The following is an 18,890-nucleotide window of genomic DNA, read 5'->3' as shown; positions in this document are numbered from 1 at the left end:
ACGCTGCCGCTGTGACCTCACGACATGAGCGGTGGGACCGGCTGCGCCGCCGACTGTGGCAGCCCCCGCGCGCCCATGGCGAGCAGCCACGCGAGCGAGTGGTCGGACCGCTCGAACTCTTCTACGACCTGGTCGTCGTCGTGCTGGTCGCCCAGGCCGCCCACCACTTCGCCGGGCACCTCACCTGGCGTGGTCTGGGCGAGTTCGCCGTGGTGTTCGCGCTGGTGTGGATCGCCTGGTTCAACGGCACCCTGCACCACGAACTGCACGGGCACGAGGATGCCCGCGGCCGGAGCGTGTTCCTGCTGCAGATCCTGGTGCTCGTGCCGTTGGGAGCGTTCATCCCCGAGGCGGGCGGCGCACGCGGAGTCGCGTTCGCCGTGGACGCCGGGGTGCTGTTCGCGGTGCTGGCCGTGCTGTGGCTGCTCGCCGCACGCGGGGACAGCCCCGAATTCCGGCGCCCCAGCACACTGTTCGTGACCGGGACGGCCGTCTGCGCCGTCGTCCTGGCCGCGAGTTCCGCCCTGCCCGCGGACGCCCGCGTGCTCACGTGGGGCCTTTTGGCCGTCGCCTACCTGACGGGGTTCGCGGTCATGGTCGGTGCGGCCACCCCGGTACAGGCGGTCGCGCTCAGCGTGACCGGCGCGCTCACCGAACGGTTCGGGCTGTTCATCATCATCGTGCTCGGCGAGACCGTCACCGGAGTGGTGGACGGACTGACCCACGAGCCGACGAACGCCCTCACCCTCGCCGTCGGGCTCGTCGCCGTCGTCGTCGGCTTCGGTGCCTGGTGGACGTACTTCGACTTCGCCGGACACCGGCGGCCGAGGCCCACACGCGCGAGCACCGTGCAGTGGATGCTGGTTCACCTGCCGCTCACGGCCGCGGTGGCCGCCATGGGTGCAGCGATGGTCGGCCTCGTCGAGCACGCCCACGACAGCCGCACCCCCGCCGCCACGGCCTGGGTGATCTGCGGGGGCGCGGCCCTCGTGCTCTGCACGACGATGGTGATCGCGAGTTCCCTGCGCGTCTGGCGCCCGGACCGCGGGCTCTACCGGCCGCTGGCAGCCACCTGCGTCGCCGTGGCGGTCGTATGCGTGGGAGTCGGTGCCGCGCGCCCGGCCCCACTTGTTCTCGGCCTCGCCCTCGTCGTCCTCCTCGGTGTCCCCTGGGGACTCGCCGTGGCCTACCGCCTGTCCCACGAGGAGGGGTCCGCGGCCGGGGAAGCACCGGAGGTCGCGGAACATCAGAACGACAACCGGCGCCAGGACCCTCCCGGGTAGCGGACGTCGTCCCCGCCGAGGGCTACGCCCCGCCGAACCGGTCCCGCAGTTCCCGCTTCAGGATCTTCCCGCTGGCGTTGCGGGGCAGTTCGTCCACGAACAGGACGCGCTTGGGCGCCTTGAAGTGGGCGAGCTTCTCGCGTGCGTGGGCGATCAGTTCGTCCTCGGTGACCTCGCCCCGGGGGACGACGACCGCGGTGACGGCCTCGATCCAGCGCTCGTCGGGGAGCCCCACGACGGCCACCTCGGCGACCTGTTCGTGGGTGTACAGCGCGTCCTCGACCTGGCGCGAAGCGACCAGTACGCCACCGGAGTTGATGACGTCCTTCACCCGGTCCACGACCGTGAAGTACCCGTGGGCATCGCGCACGGCGAGGTCCCCCGAGTGGAACCAGCCGTCGCGGAACGCCTCGGCCGTCTCCTCGGGCTTGTCCCAGTAGCCCTCGCACAACTGCGGTGAGCGGTAGACGACTTCGCCCGCTGTCCCGTCCGGCACGTCCTTGCCGTCCTCGTCGACCACCCGTGCGTCCACGAACAGCACCGGGCGTCCGCACGAGTCCATCCGGCCCTTGTGCTCGTCGGGTCCCAGCACGGTGGCCAGGGGGCCGATCTCGCTCTGGCCGAAGCAGTTGTAGAAGGCCAGCTTCGGCAGCCGTTCGCGCAGCCGTTCCAGGACGGGGACCGGCATGATCGAGGCGCCGTAGTACGCCTTGCGCAGCCCGCTCAGGTCGCGTTCGGCGAAGTCGGGGCGGTTGGACAGGCCGATCCACACCGTGGGCGGGGCGAACAGGCTGTCCGCGCGGCCCGCCTCGATCAGGTCGAAGAGCTGCCCCGCGTCCGGCGCGTCGAGGATGGTGTTCGAGGCGCCGACCGCGAGGTAGGGCAGCAGGAACACATGCATCTGCGCCGAGTGGTAGAGCGGCAGCGAGTGGACCGGCAGGTCCCCGGCGCTCAGATCGAGAGCGGTGATCGCGCTCAGATACTCGTGCACCAGGGCGCGGTGCGTCATCATCGCGCCCTTGGGCAGTGCGGTGGTGCCGGACGTGTAGAGGAGCTGCACGAGCGTGTCGCCGCGCGGCTCGTCACCGTCGTACGGGCGTGCCGCCTCCAGCCGTACGAGGAACGAGTCGTCGGCGTCGCGCAGCGGCAGGGTCCTTACGCCCTCCGGGAGCCGGCCCGCGAGGTCGGGGTCGGTCAGGACCAGGGAGCATCCCGACTGGCCGACGATGTAGGCGAGGTCGTCGCCCGTGAGGTTCTGGTTCACCGGCACATGGACGAGGCCGGCGCGGGCGCAGGCGAGGAAGCCGATCAGATAGGCGTCCGAGTTGTGGCCGTAGGCGCCCACGCGGTCCCCGGGGACGAGCCCCTCGTCGAGGAGGACGGTCGCCGCGCGGGAGACGGCCTCGTCGAGTTCCGCGTACGTCCAGGAGCGCTCTCGGTAGTCGACGGCGCGCCGCGCCGGTGTGCGCCGGGCACTGCGGCGCAGCACCCCGTCGACCGTACTGCCGTGTCCAGGCTTCATGACACGTGATCCTCGATCCACGGAAGAGCGAGGTCAAGTGAGGCGGCGTGGCGGGACGGCACGGGAAGGCGAACCGGGTCACATCGTCCGGGTGCGGCCCTCCCAGTAGGGATCGCGCAGCCGTCGCTTGTACAGCTTCCCGTTGGGGTCGCGGGGCAAGGCCGCGATGAAGTCGACGCTCTTGGGCCGCTTGTAGCCCGCGAGCCGGCGCTCGCAGTGGGCGAGGATGTCGGCGGCGAGCGCGGGACCGGGTTCGTGGCCCGGCGCGGCCTCGACGACGGCCTTGACCTGCTCGCCCCAGTCGTCGTGCGGGATGCCGAAGGCGGCCGCGTCGGCGACGGCGGGGTGCGAGAGCAGGGCCGACTCGATCTCGGCGGGGTAGATGTTGACCCCGCCCGAGATGATCATGTCGATCTTGCGGTCGCGGAGGAAGAGATAGCCGTCCTCGTCGAGGCAGCCCAGGTCTCCGACGGTGAAGAAGTCGCCGATGCGGTTCTTCCGGGTCTTCGTCTCGTCCTTGTGGTACGAGAATCCGCCCGTGCTCATCTTCATGTAGACGGTGCCGAGTTCACCGGGCGGCAGCCGGTTGCCGTCGTCGTCGAAGACGGCCAGTTCGCTGATGGGCCACGCCTTGCCGACGGTGCCGGGCTTCTTCAGCCAGTCCTCGGCGGTCGCGAACGCTCCCCCTCCCTCGCTGGCCGCGTAGTACTCCTCGACGCACTCGCCCCACCACGCGATCATGGCCCGCTTCACATGGTCGGGGCACGGGGCCGCGCCGTGGATGGCGTGCCGCATGGAGGAGACGTCGTAGCGGGCCCTCACCTCGTCGGAGAGGGCCAGCAGTCGGTGGAACTGGGTCGGCACCATATGAGTGTGGGTGCACTTGTGCGTGTCGATGACAAGCAGCATGTCCTCAGGCGTCCACTTGTCCATCAGCACCAGCCGATGGCCGATGTGCAGGGACGCGCCCGCGAACTGGAGCACCGCGGTGTGGTAGAGCGGCGAGCAGACGAGGTGGACGTTGTCGTCGAACGGTTTGATGCCGAAGATGCCGAGGAAGCCGCCGAGGTACGACTCCTCGGGGAGCTTGCCGGGCAGCGGGCGCCTGATGCCGCGTGGGCGGCCGGTGGTGCCCGAGGTGTAGTTCATGACCCAGCCGAGCGTGCGTTCGGCGGGCGCCGATTCGGGCTGTCCGTCGAGGAGTTCGGCGTACGGCCGGAAGCCCTCGATCTCGCCGACGGCGTACCGCTGTGCCGCGGGAAGCTTCGCCTCGTCGGCCGCGTGCCGGGCGGCGTCGGCGAACCGTTCGTGGGCGATCAGGACCTTGGCTCCGGAGTCGGAGACGATCCAGGCGATCTCGGGGCCGACGAAGTGGTGGTTGACGGGGACGAGATAGAGACCGGCCTGCGAGGCGGCGAGGTAGGAGACGAGGAGTTCGACGCCGTTGGGCAGCACGACCGCGAAGGAGTCGCCGCGCCGCAGACCGGCGGCGCGCAGTCCGTGGACGAGCCCGTTGGCGGCGGCGTGCAGGCGTCCCGCGGTCCATTCCTCGCCGGTGGGGGTGACGAGGACGACACGCTGGGGGTCGGCGGCGGCCTGGGCCCAGAAGCCGTTCGGTGCCGTGCTCATGCCTGCTCCCCCCTGCCCGCGATGCGGTTGACGCGGTCGACGGCGCGCTCGAAGCCCCGGGTCAGGTCGTCGAAGACCTCCTGGACGGAGCGTTCGCTGGTCATCCGGCCGACGATCTGCCCGACCGGTGTGCCGAGCAGCGGCTCCACCTCGTACTTCTGGATGCGCGAGACGGCGTCGGCGACCAGCAGTCCCTGGAGGGGCATGGGGAGCGTGCCGGGCCCGTCCGGGTCGTCCCAGGCGTCGGTCCACTCGGTGCGGAGCTGACGTGCGGGCTTGCCGGTCAGGGCGCGTGAGCGGACGGTGTCGCCGGAGCCGGCGGCGAGCAGTTTCCGGGTGACGGCGGGCGAGTGCATGTCCGCCTCGGTGACGGTCAGCCAGATCGAACCGAGCCATACCCCCTGGGCGCCGAGGCTGAGCGCGGCGGCCACCTGTCGTCCGCTGCCGATGCCGCCCGCCGCCAGGACCGGCAACGGGCCCACGGCGTCGACGACTTCGGGCGTCAGCACCATCGAGGCGATCTCGCCGGTGTGTCCGCCCGCCTCGTAGCCCTGCGCGACGACGACGTCGATGCCCGCCTCGGCGTGCTTGCGGGCGTGCCGGGCGCTGCCCGCGAGGGCCGCGACGAGCACACCCTGGGCGTGGGCGCGCTCGACGACGTCGGCGGGCGGTGAACCCAGCGCGTTGGCGAGCAGCTTGATCGGATAGTCGAAGGCGACGTCGAGCTGGCCGCGGGCGACCTGTTCCATCCAGCCCGTGATGCGCCAGCCGGACACCTCGCCCTCGGCGAGTTCGGGGACGCCGTACTTGGCGAGGGTGTCCTTGACGTACTGCCGGTGCCCTTCGGGGATCATCGCCTCGACGTCGGCCTCGCTGACGCCCTCGACCTTCTTCGCGGGCATGACGACGTCCAGGCCGTAGGGCCTGCCGTCGACGTTCGCCTCGATCCAGTCGAGGTCGCGTTCGAGATCGGTGGGGGCGGTGTAGCGGACCGCGCCGAGCACACCGAACCCGCCCGCGCGACTGATGGCCGCGGCGACGGCGGGAAACGGCGTGAAGCCGAAGATGGCGTGCTCGACTCCCAGTTCCTTGCTCAGCTCCGTCTGCATGGGCGCAGGATGCCGCAGACGTCCGGACGAGGGAAGGCCTTTTCTGATACTCCGTCAGATCTCTTGGGTCCCGTCGGAGAGGGTTGACACGCCCACTTCTGACCGGAAAGTTTCACTCGGCACAGCAGACCCGGAAAGATACTTTCAGGCGACGCGAGCGAGAGGCTTCTCGATGACCGAAGGCGCGAAGGACAGGGCGGAAGGCGAGCGGGACAGAGCGGCGGGCGAGGGGGCCGGGACAGGTGACGACCGGGCCGACGCGGGCGGCGGGCTGACCCGTCGCCAGTGGGGCAGGGGCGCGCTGGCCGTGGGCGGGGCGCTGGCCCTCGCCCCCTTCCCGGCGGGCCCGGCGGCGGCCTCGACGGGGAACGGCCGCCGGACCCTGAGGCACGGAACCCCCGGGCAGGCCGGGCTGCTCGCCGGCCATCTGCGCCAACTGGTCGCGGACGCCGAGGCGTTCCTCGGACCCTCCCCCAAGTACCCCTGGTTCGCCGGTGCCGTGCTGCTCGCCGGGCGCGGCGGCACCGTGGCCCTGCACCAGCCGATCGGCATGGCCGTGCGCTACGCGGCCTACGACGAGAAGACCGACACCGGTGTGGAGTTCCCCGCCGACCGGCAGATCCGGGCGGCCCCGGACACGGTCTACGACCTCGCCTCCGTCTCGAAGCTGTTCACCTCGATCCTCGCCGTGCAGCAGATGGAGCGCGGCCACTTGGAGCTGGAGGCCGCTGTCGCCGCGTACCTCCCGGAGTTCGCGGGCGGCGGCAAGCAGGACATCACCATCCGTCAACTGCTCACCCACACCTCCGGGTTCCGCTCCTGGATCCCGCTGTACAAGGCGCCGACCCGCGAGGGAAAGCTCCAGCTCATCTGGGACGAGGTCCCCCTCCACCCGCCCGGCACCGCCTACCTGTACTCCGACCTGAACCTGATCTCGCTCCAGCTCGTCCTGGAGAGGATCACCGGGCACACCCTCGACACACTCCTGAGCGACGAGATCACCGGCCCTCTCGGCATGGAACGCACCCGCTACAACCCGCCCGCCTCCTGGAAGCCGGAGATCGCCGCGACCGAGGACGCCCGGCCGCCCTGGTCGGGACTGGACCGCGGGCTCGTGTGGGGCGAGGTCCACGACGAGAACGCGTACTCCCTGGGCGGGGTCGCCGGTCACGCGGGGGTCTTCTCCCGCGCCTGGGACCTGGCGATCCTCGGCCGTACGCTGTTGAACGGCGGGGCGTACGGCAGGGCGCGCATCCTGAGACCGGAGACGGTGGACCTGATGTTCACCGACTTCAACACCGCCTTCCCCGGCGACGAGCACGGCCTGGGCTTCGAGCTCTACCAGCCGTGGTACATGGGCGCGATGGCGACACCGCGCACCGCGGGCCACACCGGCTTCACCGGCACCTCGCTCGTCCTCGACCCGACGACCGACTCCTTCCTGATCGTCCTGGGCAACTCCGTTCACCCCGTGCGCAATTGGCGATCCGGCTCCGCTCCCCGGGTCGCCGCCGGGAACAACCTGGCGCGGGCCGTCGCGGTGCGTCCCGTGCGCGGTCGTACGTCCTGGTTCTCCGGAATGGCGAGCGCGACGACCGCGACACTGACACTGCCCGCGCTCGACACCACCGCCGGCCCGACGCGGCTCGGCTGCGCGCTGTGGTGGGACACCGAACCCGTGTCGGACGTCCTGTTCCTGGAGTCCTCGACCGACGGCGGCACGACCTGGCGACCGGTCCCGTTCACGGTCCGGCGCGGGTCCGAGGCCCCGGAGGATCATCCGGCGGGCACGGCCACCGGCTGGGCGGGGCGGGTGTGGCACCGGCTGGACGCGGATCTGCCGAGCGCGCCGGCACTCACGCTGCGCTGGCGGTACGCGACCGACCGGCTGTACGTCGGCCGCGGCGCGTACGTCGACGCCCTGCGGGTCGAGGCCGCGGGCCGCGTCCTCTTCGACGAGACGCGCCCGGCCGACGCGGCACGGATCGCGGCTGCCGGCTGGGTGCCGTCGCGGGACTGAGGGCTGCGTGCGGGGACGGCCGCGCGAGGCCGCCCCCGCCACCCCTCGACGACGGGGCACGACGGAATCCCGTGGGCGCGGGCCGCCGAGGCCGTCCTCCCTCTCCGGACGGTCCGGGCGAGGGCGGCGCGCTCGCGGCCTAGCCCGCTTGGCCCAGGGACTCCAGTACGGCCTTCGCCGCGTTGTGGCCCGGTACGCCGCTCACGCCGCCGCCGCGTACCGCGCCGGCCCCGCACAGCAGCACGTTCGCGTGCCGGGTCTCCACGCCCCAGCGGCCGGTGCCCTCCTGGGCGTACGGGAAGGCGAGGTCGCGGTGGAAGATGTTGCCGCCGGGCAGGCGCAGGTCGCGCTCCAGGTCGAGCGGGGTCTTCGCCTCGATGCAGGGACGCCCGTCCGCGTCGGTGGCCAGACAGTCGGCCAGCGGCTCGGCGAGGTGAGCGTCCAGTTGGGCCAGCGTCGACTTCAGCAGTTCCTCCCGTACGGCGTCGTTGTTCCGCTCGAAGAGCCGCGCGGGCGTGTGGAGGCCGAAGAGCGTGAGGGTCTGATAGCCCTGCTCGACGAGGTCCCGGCCGAGAATGCTGGGGTCGGTGAGCGAGTGGCAGTAGATCTCCGAGGGCGGTGCGGCGGGCAGCTCACCGGCCGCGGCCTGCGCGTGCGCGGCCGCCAACTGCTCGTAGCCCTCGGCGATGTGGAAGGTCCCGGAGAACGCCTCGCGCGGGTCGACGGAGGTGTCACGCAGTCTCGGCAGCCGCTTGAGCAGCATGTTCACCTTGAGCTGGGCACCCTCCGCGGGGGTGGGCGGCTCGTCTCCGGTGAGGTGCGCGAGCTCCTGCGGCGAGGCGTTCACCAGGACATGCCGGGCCGCGACGACGCCCTCGCCGTCGGCGGTCCGGTAGGTGATCTCGGCGGACTCGCCGTCCGTCTCGATCCGCAGCACCTCGTGACCGGTGGCGATCACGGCGCCCGCGGCACGCGCGGCGCCGGTGATCGCGTCGGTGAGGGCGCCCATCCCGCCGACGGGCACGTCCCAGGCTCCGGTGCCACCGCCGATCACGTGGTAGAGGAAGCAGCGGTTCTGCCGCAGCGAGGTGTCGTGGGCGTCGGCGAAGGTGCCGATCAGCGCGTCGGTGACCACGACACCGCGGACGAGGTCGTCGGCGAAGTACTTCTCGACGGCGACGCCGACCGGCTCCTCGAAGAGGATCCGCCAGGCCTCCTCGTCGTCGACGCGCGCCCGCAGCTCCTCGCGGGTGGGCAGCGGTTCGGTGAGCGTGGGGAACACACTCTTGGCGACGCGGCCGGTCATCCCGTAGAAGCGCTGCCACGCCTCGTACTCGCGCTCCGACCCCGTCAGCCGGGCGAACGCCTCGCGGGTGCGCCGCTCGCCGCCGCCGACGAGCAGCCCGGTGGGCCGTCCGTCGCGCTCGACGGGCGTGTACGAGGAGACCGTGCGGCCCCTGACCCGGAAGTCGAGCCCCAGGTCCCGCACGATCTTCCGGGGCAGCAGGCTCACCAGGTACGAGTAGCGCGACAGCCGCGCGTCGACTCCGGCGAACGGCCGGGTGGACACGGCGGCGCCGCCGGTGTTGCCCAGGCGCTCCAGCACCAGCACGGACCGGCCGGCCCGTGCCAGATAGGCGGCGGCGACCAGTCCGTTGTGGCCTCCGCCGACGATCACGGCGTCATATCCCTCGTGTACAGGCATGGTTCTTCGTAGCACGTGATGATCTACGTCGGCCAGGGGTGCGCGGCAAGCGGCGGGCGTCCGTACGGGAAGGCGCGGACGTCCCGGCCTCCGGCTCGCGTGCTCAGGCGACCCCTCAGCGGGACCGGCGGGCGTTGAGCCGGGCGGCCTGGCGTGTCAGGTGGTCGCGCTCGGCGAGGTAGGGCGCCTTCCGCGCCGCCTCGGCGTACAGCCGTGCCGCCGCCGCGAGGTCGCCGTCACGCTCGTGGAGATACGCGGCCACGGCGGTGTGCCGCGGCAGGGAGTCGTGCAGCGCCGCGAGCGCGGCCAGGCCGGCGCGCGGTCCGTCCGCCTCGCCGACGGCCACCGCGCGGTTGAGCCGGACGACCGGGCTGTCGGTCAGGCGCGCGAGTTCGTCGTACCACTCGACGATCTGCACCCAGTCGGTCTCCTCGGCGGTGGGCGCGTCGGCGTGGAGTGCCGCGATGGCGGCCTGGGCCTGGAATTCGCCCAGCCGGTCGCGGGCGAGGGCCGCCTGCAGGATCCCCACGCCCTCGGCGATCGCCCCGGTGTCCCAGCGGCCGCGGTCCTGCTCGGCGAGCGGTACGAGGCTGCCGTCGGGCGCGGTCCGGGCCGCGCGCCGGGCGTGGTGGAGCAGCATGAGGGCGAGCAGCCCCGCCACCTCGGGGTGGTCGATCGCGGCCGCGAGCTGCCGGGTGAGCCGGATGGCCTCGGCGGCGAGGTCGACATCGCCTGAGTAGCCCTCGTTGAAGACCAGGTAGAGGACCCGCAGCACGGTGGCGACATCGCCGGGCTGGTCGAACCGGACGCCGGAGACGGTGCGCTTGGCGCGGCTGATGCGCTGCGCCATGGTCGCCTCGGGCACCAGGTAGGCCTGGGCGATCTGGCGGGTGGTGAGCCCGCCGACGGCGCGCAGGGTGAGCGCGACCGCGGACGACGGCGTGAGCGAGGGGTGGGCGCACAGGAAGTAGAGCTGGAGCGTGTCGTCCGCCGCGGGCGCGGGTCCGGGGGCCGGCTCCTCGTCGACGAGGTCCTCGCGCCGGCGGCGGGCCGCGTCCGCCCGGGTCGCGTCGAGGAACCGGCGCCAGGCCACGGTGACCAGCCAGCCCTTCGGGTCCCGAGGGGGGTCGGCCGGCCAGACGCGGACCGCCTCGACGAGCGCGTCCTGCACGGCGTCCTCGGCCGCCGCGAAGTCGGCTCCGCGGCGGACCAGGATCGCGAGCACGCTCGGTGTGAGGCTCCGGAGCAGGACCTCGTTCACCGGAGAGGTCACTCCGTGATGGTGGGCGACACGCCGTAGAACGGGCGCAGCTCGAGCCACTCGTGGATCGGCTTGCCGCCCGCCCCGGGGGCGGCCGACAGCTCCCCGGCCAGTTCGACGGCGCGCTCGTAGGTGTCGACGTCGATCACCATCCAGCCGGCGATGAGGTCCTTGGTCTCGGCGAACGGGCCGTCGGTGACCGGCGGGCGCCCTTCGCCGTCGTACCGGACGAACGTCCCCTCCGGGGCGAGCGCCTGCCCGTCGACGAACTCGCCGCTCTTCTCCAGCCGGGCCGCGAAGTCGTTCATGTACTGGATGTGGGCCGAGATCTCCTCCGGAGTCCACTGGTCCATGGGCACGTCGTTGACCGCGGCCGGGGCGCCCCGGTAGTGCTTGAGCAGCAGGTACTTGGCCATCGTGCTTCTCCTCGGTACTGGTGCGATCCATTGTGGTCGCGTTCACTGCTGGGACGGAGCGGGCCACGGGTTCTCGACATCACCGTCGGAGATTTTTTGGCTTTCGTGTACGACCGTCACGCGGCCCCACACCGATCCCCGGCGCCCGACACCCGACGGCCTTCTCGTCCCGGGGCGGCCGGCGCGGTCGGGGTCCGGGTCGGCGGACCGACCGGCCGGGTCACCGCGGCGGTAGGGATCTGCTGTCGCGGTCGCCCGTGCGGTCGGGACGTGCCGCCGGCGTCGTCCGCGCGGTCAGTGTCCTCCGGCCGCTCGCTGCTGCCGCAGGGCCGCCACCCTGCGGTACAGCTCCACCGCCTCCTGCCCGTGGCCGAGCTGCTCCAGGCAGTGTGCTTCGTCGTTGCGGCTGGCGAGGGCGTCGGGGTGGGCCGGGCCGAGGACCCGCTCGCGGGCGGCGGCGACGCGCCGGTACTCGGTGAGGGCGTCGGCCCAGCGGCCGAGCCAGCCGAGCCCGACGGCGACCTCGCGGCGGCTGACGAGGGTGTCGGGGTGATCGGCGCCGAGCACCCGCTCGCGGATGGCGCACACGTCGCGGGACTCGGCGAGCGCCTCCTCCCAGCGGCCCTGACGGCCGAGGTTCACGCCGAGCCCGTGCCGTGCGCGCAGGGTTTCGGGATGGGCTGCGCCTTGGGCCCGGGTGCGGTCGTCGACGAGGGAGCGGTACAGCTCCAGTGCCTGCGCGCTGCGGCCGAGCCGGCCGAGACTGATGCCCACCTCGTAGCGGGCTGCGAGCGTGTCCGGATGGTCCGGGCCCAGGGCCTGCCCGCGGGCGGCGGCCACCTCCTGGTAGGTGCCGAGCGCCTCCGGCCAGCGCCCCAACTGGCCCAGGGCATAGGCCACTTCGTAGCGGGTGACGAGCGTGTCGGGGTGGGCGGGGCCGAGCACCCGGGCGCGGGCGGCGGCGACTTCGCTCGCCATGCGGTACGAGTCCTCCAGGCGCCCGAGCCTGCTGAGGTTGAAGGCGAGATTGTGGCGGCAGCGCAGGGTGTCGGGATGGTCGGGGCCCATCGCGCGCTCCCGGGCGGCGAGCACCGACGTGTAGGCCTGGTGCGCTTCGAAGTGGCGTCCCAACTGGCCGAGCACATAGGCCATTTCCTGTCGCGCCGCCAGGGTGTCGGGGTGGTCGGCGCCGAGCACCCGCTCTCTGGCCTGGGCGACGCGCGCGTACTCGCCGAGCGCTTCGGCGGGGCGTCCGGTGCGGCTGAGGGTGAAGCCGACCTCGTACCGGCTGGCGAGCGTGTCCGGATGGTCGGGGCCGAGCAGATGCTCCCGTTCTGCGGCGACCGAGCGGTGGACCTCTCCGGCCTCGGTCCACCGTCCGAGCCGCCCGAGGCTCAGTCCGGCGTTGTGCCGTCCCGCCAGGGTGGCGAGCAACTCCGGTGCGGGGGTGGGTCGTTCACTGCGTCCTGGCAGGGGTGAGACAGCGGTGGAGGGGCGGGCGATCCACTCGCCGGTGAGTCCCGCGGAGGTGTCCGGCGGGGTGCCGCGCAGTCCCGCGCCGGTGGCCTTGTGGCCGGTGGTCATGCCCTGGGTCCAGGACGGCAGCCGGGGTTCGCGGGAGGGTTGCCACTCGGGTCGGGACGGGACCCGGGGGGCCGGGCGTAGCCCCGCGGCGGGGTGCGGCAGGGCCGGGGCGACCACCGTCGGAACGTACATCGGCGTGGTGCGCCCGGCGCTGATGCGGTGGGCGAGTTCGCGGGCGTCCTGCGGGCGTTGCTCGGGCCGCTTGGCGAGCAGGTCGAGGATGATCCGCTCCAGGTACTCGGGGATCTCGGCCCGGTGGCTGCGCGGCGGCTCGGGCACCGTGTCGCGGTGGCCGATGAGGATGGCCCAGGCGTCGTCGAGGTCGAACGGCGGTGCTCCGGTGGCGATTTCGTAGAGCACGCACCCGAAGGAGTAGAGGTCGCTGCGCTGGTCGACCTCCGAGCCGCCGATCTGTTCCGGCGACATGTAGTGCGGGGTGCCCATCGCGATGCCGGTGCCGGTGAGCCGTGAGGTGAATCCGATGTCGTGGCCGAGGCGGGCGATGCCGAAGTCGCAGATCTTCACGGTGCCGTCGGTCAGCCGCATGATGTTCGCGGGCTTCAAGTCGCGGTGGACGACGCCCTGTTCGTGGGTGTACGCGAGCGCGGCGGTCACCTGGTCGGCGATGTCGACGACTTCGGCGACCGCCAGCGGATGATGCCGGTTCTCCTCCAGGAGCTGGCCGAGGTTGTGTCCCTCCAGCAGTTCCATCACCAGGTACAGCACACCGTCGGACTCGCCGAAGTCGTGGACGACGGTCACCCCGCGGTGCTGAAGGGCCGCGGCGACCCGGGCCTCGCGCCGGAACCGCTCGCGCAGGACGCGGGTGAAGGACGGGTCATGATGCGGGCCGAGTGGCTTGAGGCACTTGACGGCCACCTGGCGGCCCAGCGAGTCGTCCCGCGCCCGCCACACCTCGCCCATGCCGCCGCGCCCGATCGGATCGAGGAGCCGGTAACGGCCCTGGATCAGCCTGCTCTCCGCCATCTCGCGTGATCGCCCCCGTCACCGCTCAGCCCCGGGCCCGCCCCTGACCCCCGCCCAGTATGACGAGCTATCTGCCCACTTTGTACGGTGCCGGACGCGAGCCGGGGCCGAGCCGTGACACGGCCGAGAGAATGTGCTTGGGCGGGAGTTGCCAGCGCAACCGTGCGGGGACACAGCGCAGCGTGGTGCCCGTGACACGCAGCCGCCGGGTCACCGCTCCGGGCGACGGCGTCGGCCTGCCGTACAGCGCGTGGGCGTACGGCGGCAGAGCGGCGTACGCGAGCCCGGCCACGCGCCGCCACAACAGTGCGCGCGCCGGTACGAGCAGGGGGTGGACCGGCGGACGCATGAGGAACTCGTCCACTTCCAGGGCTCCGGGGCCCGCGGCCAGTTCGGGGAGCATCTTCTCGAAGTACGCGGCCAGTTCGGACCGGTTCAGCGGCACCCGGTCGGGGTCGAGCCCCACCAGCCGCGCGCCGACCCGGTGTTCCCCGATGTAGCGGTCGGCCTGCGCGTCCGTGAGCCGGAAACCGGAACGCCGCAGGACGTGCAGATAGGAGTCGATCTCCGCGCAGTGCACCCACAGCAACAGTTCGGGATCGTCGATTCCGTAGCGCTCACCGGTGTCCGGGTCGGTCGCGGTGAGCGTGCGGTGGATCCTGCGGACCCTGGCCGCCGCCCGCTCCGCGGCCTCGGCGGTCCCGTACGTCGTCGTCCCGACGAAGTTCGCGGTGCGCTTCAGCCTGCCCCAGGCGTCATTGCGGAAGTCGGAGTTCTGCACGACGGCGCTGACGACACGCGGGTGAAGAGCCTGAAGGTAGAGCGCGCGAATCCCGGCGACCCACATCATGGGGTCGGCATGCATCTGCCAGGTGACCGAATCGGGCCCGAACAACCCCGGGTCAGCGGCCGCGGTGAGATCCATTCCGTCAGGTGTGCCCAGGATCGACCGTCGGCACACGTGGCGGTTCACCGACACGGACCATCAGCCCCGGCGTCCTCCGGATCGCACCCCGCCGGCCGGACTCGCCGAGGGCCGGCCGTCAGGGCTTGAGGAATCCGGCATCGGTCAGGACCCATCCCCGCCTCCGTCAGCATCGCGTTATGGGCGCGGGGCCTGCCGTCAAGCATCCGTCAGCGAGGGGGCCCGGCCCTGGTGGGGCGGGCATAGCTTCATCGATGCGCCCGGTCGATCCGACCGGGCGGCGCACGTCGCCTTCTTCGAGGAGCAGCACCATGTCTCCAGTCGAGTACTCCGAGGACCCCGAGCCCTCAGAACGCTTCCCGGCCGGACCTCTCTTCGTCCCCGTCCGGTCGGGGCCCACGGGCTGTACGGCCCGGTTCTTCCGCACTCCACTGGGCGGCCGTACGGCCGTCGGATTCACCTCGGCGGCGAAGCTCACCGCCACGCTGGGCACCGAACAGGCCTGCATCAGGCTCTCCGAACCGGCGCTGCGCGCACTCGCCGCACCCCTGGGCGTCACCGCCCTCACCGTCGACCCGCAGCTCTCCGCCCCCGCGGCCGACCGCACGGCGGCCACGGTCCATGAGCGAGAGAACTCCTGGCGCCGCCGGCATCCCCAGCACGTCACTGCCCAGCGGGTGTCCGGCGCGGTCGCCGTCGTCGCGTGTCTGAACCTGCTGATCGGCTGAGGAGGCGTCATGTCCATCCAGGAACTGCCCGTTCAGACCCGGCCGTCGGCAAACCGTCCGTTCGGCAAGCACGTCAGGCGCCCGGAGCCGGCCGCCCCGGCGAAGGACCCCACACCGACGCGCGCGACGCCGAAGGCCTCTCCGTCTGGCCCCGCTCCGACGCGGTCACCGCGAGCGGCAGCGGCCTCGACCCGGACATCAGCCCGGCGTACGCAAAGCTCCAGGCGCCGCGCGTCGCACGTGAGCGCGGCGCGAGCACGGCCGACGTACGCAAGCTGATCTCGAAGTACAGCACCGGGCGTGCGCTCGGTGTGCTCGGCGAACCGGGCGTCAATGTCGTCGAGCTGAACCTCGCGCTCGACCGTGGGTACCCGACGACCGCGACCTCCGCGCCGTCTCCGAAGCAGGGAGCCTGATCATGGCGGCCTGGATCCAGGCATCGATCATTCTCGCCGTGGTCGTGGGACTGCACGTCCCGCTCGGCGACTACATGGCCCGGGCGCTCGACGGCGGGAGGCACCGGCGCGGGGAGAAGACCCTCTACCGCGTGTGTGGAATCGACCCGGACAAGGAGCAGACCTGGCGGCACTACCTCACCGCCCTGCTCGCCTTCTCCGTCATGAGCATCGCGGCGCTCTTCGCCCTCTTCACCCCTCCAGGGGAAGCTGCCGTGGTCGACGGGCCACGAGGGCATGCCGTGGCGGCTCGCGCTGCACACCGCCGTCTCCTTCACGACCAACACCAGCTGGCAGAACTACGCCGGTGAGTCGGCCACCGGGCACCTCGCCGTCATGGCGGGCCTGGGCGTGCAGGCGTTCGCGTCGGCGGCGGTCGGCATCTGCGTGGCACTCGCCCTCGTACGGGGCCTCGTCCGGCGCGGCACGGACGACCTCGGCAACTTCTGGGTCGACCTGCTCCGCACGACCGTCCGCGTCCTGCTCCCGATGGCGGTCGTCGGCGGTCTGATCCTGATGGCGGGCGGTGTGATCCAGAGTCTGGGCGCCGGCCACACCATCACCACGGTCGCGGGCGCCCGGCAGACGATCCTCGACGGACCGGTCGGATCCTGGGAGCCGGTCAAGCTGTTCACCGGTGACGGCGGCGGCGTCTTCAACGCCAACAGCGCCCACCCCTTCGAGAACCCGAGCGCCTGGACCAACGCCTTCGAGATCGTGCTGATGCTGTTGATCCCGACGGCCTGTATCCGCATGTTCGGCCGGATGATCGGCAGCCTGAAGCAGAGCTGGACCCTGCTGACGGTCGTCGGCATCCTCTTCGGCCTGCTCCTCGCAGCCGGAACGCTGGCCCAGTCCACCCACACCGGCACGGTCACCCAGGCGGTCGGCGGCCAGTACGAGGGCACCGAGACCCGCTTCGGCATCCCCGGCTCGACACTGTTCGGCGTGGGAGCCACCGGCTCGGCCGACGGCGCGGCCAACTCCTCGTACGACAGCTTCTCCAGCCTCGGCGGCGGGGTGCTGCTGTCCGCGATGATGCTCGGCGAGATCGCGCCCGGCGGCACCGGCAGCGGACTGTACGGCCTGATCATGGTGGTCCTTGTGGCCGTCTTCATCGGCGGTCTGATGGTCGGCCGCACGCCCGAGTACCTGCGCAAGCGGATCGGGTTCGGGGAGATGCGCTGGGTCGTGGTCTACGCGCTGATCCCGCCCACCGTCATCCTGGCCTGCACGGGCATCGCGCTCGCCTTCGACGACGGGCAGACCTCGATGGGCAACCCGGGGGCGCACGGCCTGACGGAGCTGATCTACGCCTACACCAGCAACACCAACAGCAACGGCAGCGCGATGGCGGGCTTCAACGGCGCCACCGACTTCCACAATCTCTTGATGGTGGTCGCGATGCCGGCGGGGCGGTATCTCCCGATGGTCGCCGTGCTGGCCCTGGCCGGGCGGCTCGCCAGGCAGCGGCCGGGCGTCGTCACGGTCGGAACGTTGCGCCGCCAGGGCGTCAACTTCGTCGTCCTCGCCACGGCCGCGGCCGTCGTCCTGGCGCTGCTCAACTTCCTGCCGGCACTGTCCCTCGGCACCATCGCCGACGGACTCCTGTAGCCCCGTACCGGCTGAGCTCCCGGCCCGTCACATCACAGCCTCAGCCGGTACGGCACGACACACACGACGACGTCGGTACGGGCCCGCAGCGCGGCCGCCAGCAGAAGGCCGCGCTGGTTCTGGAGGATCTGGTAGCGGCGGTGGCGCGGCTCGACCTCGGGGATGAGGACGGCGATCTGACGTCCTTCCTTCTCCGCCCGCCGGACGTAGTCGACGATCGGTTCCACGAGGGAGCGTTGCGGGCTGTCGATGACGTCCAGGCGTACGCCAGGATTCCAGCGGGCCCAACTCTCCTCCAGGGCACGGGCCTTGGCCGGATCACCGTGCACGGCGACCGCGACGACGTCGTGACCGAGCGCGCGGGCGGCCGTCAGCGCGAGCTGGGTGAGCCTGCTGACCTCGCCGACCGGCACGATGACGAGGGAGTCGGTGAGACGCACCGGCGGCGGGGTCTCCCCCAACCCGAGTTCCCGGCCGACCTCCGTGTAGTACCGCTGGACGCGGGAGAACAGCAGCATCAGCAGCGGAATGGCGACCACCACCACCCACGCCCCCTCCAGGAACTTGGTGGACAGCAGCACGAGGCCCGCCACGGCCGTCAGCACCGCGCCGATCCCGTTCAGCACCGCACGCCGCAGCCAGCCGGGCTGCCGCTCACGCCTCCAGTGCCGTACGAGCCCGATCTGACTGATCGTGAAGCCGATGAACACCCCGATCGCGAACAGCGGGATCATCCGGTGCGTGTCCGCGTCCACGGCGATCAGCAGCAGAGCCGCGAGCAGGGCGAGAGCCACGACTCCCCAGCGATAGACGGGGCGTTCCTTGCGCAGTCCGAAGAGATGCGGCAGCCGGTGGTCCTTGGCCAGCAGGCTCATCAGGACGGGCAGTCCGCCGAAGCTGGTGTTCGCGGCGAACGCGAGGGCCACGGTGACGATGAGATTGGTCGCGTAGTACGGCCAGCCCGTCCCGTACGAGCCCGCCGTGAGCTGTGCGAGTACGGTCACGCCACCGCGCGGGGCCACATGGTCACGCCGGATCAGCACCGCGAGCCCGATCAGCATCAGCCCGAGCAGCGCGCCCAGCATCAGCTCGGTGCGCTGCGCCCGCCTGACGCGCGGCGCGCGGAAGGCGGGTACCCCGTTGGCGATGGCCTCCACCCCGGTGAGCGCGGAGCAGCCGGAGGAGAACGCCTTCAGGAGCAGCAGCACGCCCAACGCCTCGGTGGCGTGGACGGGTTGGTCCGTCCCTACGACGGCCGCCGGGTGGGGGCGCAGCAGCCCGAGCACGACGATGCCGAGGATGCTCACGATGAACAGCACCGTGGGCAGCATCAGTACCCGGGCGCTCGTGGCCACACCGCGCAGGTTCACGACCGTGAGCAGCGCGAGCCCGCCCAGGCAGAGCTCGAGCAGATGCGAGCCGAGCGAGGGGAAGGCGGACGCGAGACTGGCCGCTCCGGCCGCCAGGCTGACGGTCACGGTGAGCACGTAGTCCACGACGAGACTGGCCGCCGCGAGGTAACTCGTCCTGGAGCCGAGATCCTTCTTGGCCACCGCGTAGTAGGACTCCGTTAGGTCTTCCTATCAGTGCTGATCAAGAGCATGTTGGGTGTGTGGACGCACATGAAGTGAACCGTGTCCGGGCGACGTTGG

15 protein-coding genes are annotated in these 18,890 nt (G+C 71.8%); 6 read left to right on the top strand and 9 right to left on the bottom strand.

The window, feature by feature from the left end:
* Positions 1 to 11: 11 nt before the first annotated feature.
* Entirely contained in the window at positions 12 to 1,283 is a 1,272-nt protein-coding gene (locus ACIQRL_RS38950) for a low temperature requirement protein A (protein ID WP_401340715.1), read from the top strand.
* Positions 1,284 to 1,305: 22 nt separating this feature from the next.
* On the opposite strand, the gene ACIQRL_RS38945 is transcribed toward ACIQRL_RS38950, so the two are convergent.
* The 3 genes from ACIQRL_RS38945 to ACIQRL_RS38935 all read right to left on the bottom strand — a co-directional run bounded on the left by ACIQRL_RS38945 (position 1,306) and on the right by ACIQRL_RS38935 (position 5,543).
* Positions 1,306 to 2,805, bottom strand: a complete 1,500-nt coding sequence (locus tag ACIQRL_RS38945) for an acyl-CoA synthetase (RefSeq protein ID WP_401340714.1) — start codon at positions 2,803 to 2,805, stop codon at positions 1,306 to 1,308.
* 78 nt (positions 2,806 to 2,883) lie between these two features.
* The gene (locus tag ACIQRL_RS38940; RefSeq protein WP_401340713.1) at positions 2,884 to 4,434 is read right to left on the bottom strand and encodes an acyl-CoA synthetase; all 1,551 of its coding nucleotides are present in this window, start codon (positions 4,432 to 4,434) and stop codon (positions 2,884 to 2,886) included.
* Entirely contained in the window at positions 4,431 to 5,543 is a 1,113-nt protein-coding gene (locus ACIQRL_RS38935) for an NAD(P)H-dependent flavin oxidoreductase (RefSeq protein WP_401340710.1), read from the bottom strand. The genes ACIQRL_RS38940 and ACIQRL_RS38935 overlap by 4 nt, the downstream gene beginning before the upstream one ends.
* Before the next feature lie 172 nt (positions 5,544 to 5,715).
* Between ACIQRL_RS38935 and ACIQRL_RS38930 the strand changes: the two genes are divergently transcribed.
* Positions 5,716 to 7,563 (top strand): serine hydrolase, encoded by a 1,848-nt coding sequence (locus ACIQRL_RS38930; RefSeq protein ID WP_401340707.1) that lies wholly within the window; start codon positions 5,716 to 5,718, stop codon positions 7,561 to 7,563.
* Positions 7,564 to 7,702: 139 nt separating this feature from the next.
* Here ACIQRL_RS38930 and ACIQRL_RS38925 read toward each other — a convergent pair whose 3' ends face one another.
* The 5 genes from ACIQRL_RS38925 to ACIQRL_RS38905 form a co-directional block, all read right to left on the bottom strand.
* Positions 7,703 to 9,268: a phytoene desaturase family protein gene (locus tag ACIQRL_RS38925; RefSeq protein ID WP_401340704.1), complete on the bottom strand. Its 1,566-nt coding sequence runs from the start codon at positions 9,266 to 9,268 to the stop codon at positions 7,703 to 7,705.
* A 115-nt stretch (positions 9,269 to 9,383) separates the two neighbouring features.
* A complete protein-coding gene (locus ACIQRL_RS38920; protein WP_401340871.1) occupies positions 9,384 to 10,529 on the bottom strand; it encodes an RNA polymerase sigma factor in 1,146 nt (381 codons plus the stop codon).
* Between the two features lie 8 nt (positions 10,530 to 10,537).
* The gene (locus tag ACIQRL_RS38915; protein ID WP_401340702.1) at positions 10,538 to 10,945 is read right to left on the bottom strand and encodes a YciI family protein; all 408 of its coding nucleotides are present in this window, start codon (positions 10,943 to 10,945) and stop codon (positions 10,538 to 10,540) included.
* A 294-nt stretch (positions 10,946 to 11,239) separates the two neighbouring features.
* Positions 11,240 to 13,516 carry a tetratricopeptide repeat protein gene (locus ACIQRL_RS38910; protein WP_401340700.1) on the bottom strand — a complete coding sequence of 759 codons (2,277 nt, stop codon included), beginning with the start codon at positions 13,514 to 13,516 and terminating at the stop codon, positions 11,240 to 11,242.
* A 67-nt stretch (positions 13,517 to 13,583) separates the two neighbouring features.
* Positions 13,584 to 14,441, bottom strand: coding sequence for an oxygenase MpaB family protein (locus ACIQRL_RS38905; protein ID WP_401340697.1), 858 nt, complete (start codon positions 14,439 to 14,441; stop codon positions 13,584 to 13,586).
* A 311-nt stretch (positions 14,442 to 14,752) separates the two neighbouring features.
* Between ACIQRL_RS38905 and ACIQRL_RS38900 the strand changes: the two genes are divergently transcribed.
* The 4 genes from ACIQRL_RS38900 to kdpA are packed head-to-tail and all read left to right on the top strand — an operon-like array spanning position 14,753 to position 17,238.
* A complete protein-coding gene (locus ACIQRL_RS38900) occupies positions 14,753 to 15,169 on the top strand; it encodes an SAV_915 family protein (RefSeq protein ID WP_401340694.1) in 417 nt (138 codons plus the stop codon).
* Positions 15,145 to 15,585 (top strand): potassium-transporting ATPase subunit C, encoded by a 441-nt coding sequence (locus ACIQRL_RS38895; RefSeq protein ID WP_401340691.1) that lies wholly within the window; start codon positions 15,145 to 15,147, stop codon positions 15,583 to 15,585. Before ACIQRL_RS38900 ends, ACIQRL_RS38895 begins: the two co-directional genes overlap by 25 nt.
* A 2-nt stretch (positions 15,586 to 15,587) precedes the next feature.
* On the top strand, positions 15,588 to 15,935 hold the full coding sequence (locus ACIQRL_RS38890; protein ID WP_401340689.1) for a potassium-transporting ATPase subunit KdpA: 348 nt from the start codon (positions 15,588 to 15,590) through the stop codon (positions 15,933 to 15,935).
* Positions 15,862 to 17,238: a potassium-transporting ATPase subunit KdpA gene (kdpA, locus tag ACIQRL_RS38885; protein WP_401340686.1), complete on the top strand. Its 1,377-nt coding sequence runs from the start codon at positions 15,862 to 15,864 to the stop codon at positions 17,236 to 17,238. Before ACIQRL_RS38890 ends, kdpA begins: the two co-directional genes overlap by 74 nt.
* Positions 17,239 to 17,270: 32 nt before the next feature.
* Here kdpA and ACIQRL_RS38880 read toward each other — a convergent pair whose 3' ends face one another.
* Positions 17,271 to 18,791 carry an APC family permease gene (locus ACIQRL_RS38880; RefSeq protein WP_401340683.1) on the bottom strand — a complete coding sequence of 507 codons (1,521 nt, stop codon included), beginning with the start codon at positions 18,789 to 18,791 and terminating at the stop codon, positions 17,271 to 17,273.
* Positions 18,792 to 18,890 lie beyond the last annotated feature (99 nt).

It is taken from the genome of Streptomyces sp. NPDC091209 (genome assembly GCF_044757755.1).
Taxonomy (GTDB): Bacteria; Actinomycetota; Actinomycetes; order Streptomycetales; family Streptomycetaceae; genus Streptomyces.
Note: the sequence above shows the minus strand (reverse complement) of the source record. Positions and strands in the feature narration are given on the sequence as shown.

Coding starts and splice junctions, on each gene's coding strand:
- ACIQRL_RS38925 (WP_401340704.1), bottom strand. CDS start 9,268: ATGCCTGTACACGAGGGATATGACGCCGTGATCGTCGGCGGAGGCCAC.
- ACIQRL_RS38945 (WP_401340714.1), bottom strand. CDS start 2,805: ATGAAGCCTGGACACGGCAGTACGGTCGACGGGGTGCTGCGCCGCAGT.
- ACIQRL_RS38900 (WP_401340694.1), top strand. CDS start 14,753: ATGTCTCCAGTCGAGTACTCCGAGGACCCCGAGCCCTCAGAACGCTTC.
- ACIQRL_RS38910 (WP_401340700.1), bottom strand. CDS start 13,516: ATGGCGGAGAGCAGGCTGATCCAGGGCCGTTACCGGCTCCTCGATCCG.
- ACIQRL_RS38940 (WP_401340713.1), bottom strand. CDS start 4,434: ATGAGCACGGCACCGAACGGCTTCTGGGCCCAGGCCGCCGCCGACCCC.
- ACIQRL_RS38930 (WP_401340707.1), top strand. CDS start 5,716: ATGACCGAAGGCGCGAAGGACAGGGCGGAAGGCGAGCGGGACAGAGCG.
- kdpA (WP_401340686.1), top strand. CDS start 15,862: ATGCCGTGGCGGCTCGCGCTGCACACCGCCGTCTCCTTCACGACCAAC.
- ACIQRL_RS38915 (WP_401340702.1), bottom strand. CDS start 10,945: ATGGCCAAGTACCTGCTGCTCAAGCACTACCGGGGCGCCCCGGCCGCG.
- ACIQRL_RS38890 (WP_401340689.1), top strand. CDS start 15,588: ATGGCGGCCTGGATCCAGGCATCGATCATTCTCGCCGTGGTCGTGGGA.
- ACIQRL_RS38905 (WP_401340697.1), bottom strand. CDS start 14,441: ATGGATCTCACCGCGGCCGCTGACCCGGGGTTGTTCGGGCCCGATTCG.
- ACIQRL_RS38935 (WP_401340710.1), bottom strand. CDS start 5,543: ATGCAGACGGAGCTGAGCAAGGAACTGGGAGTCGAGCACGCCATCTTC.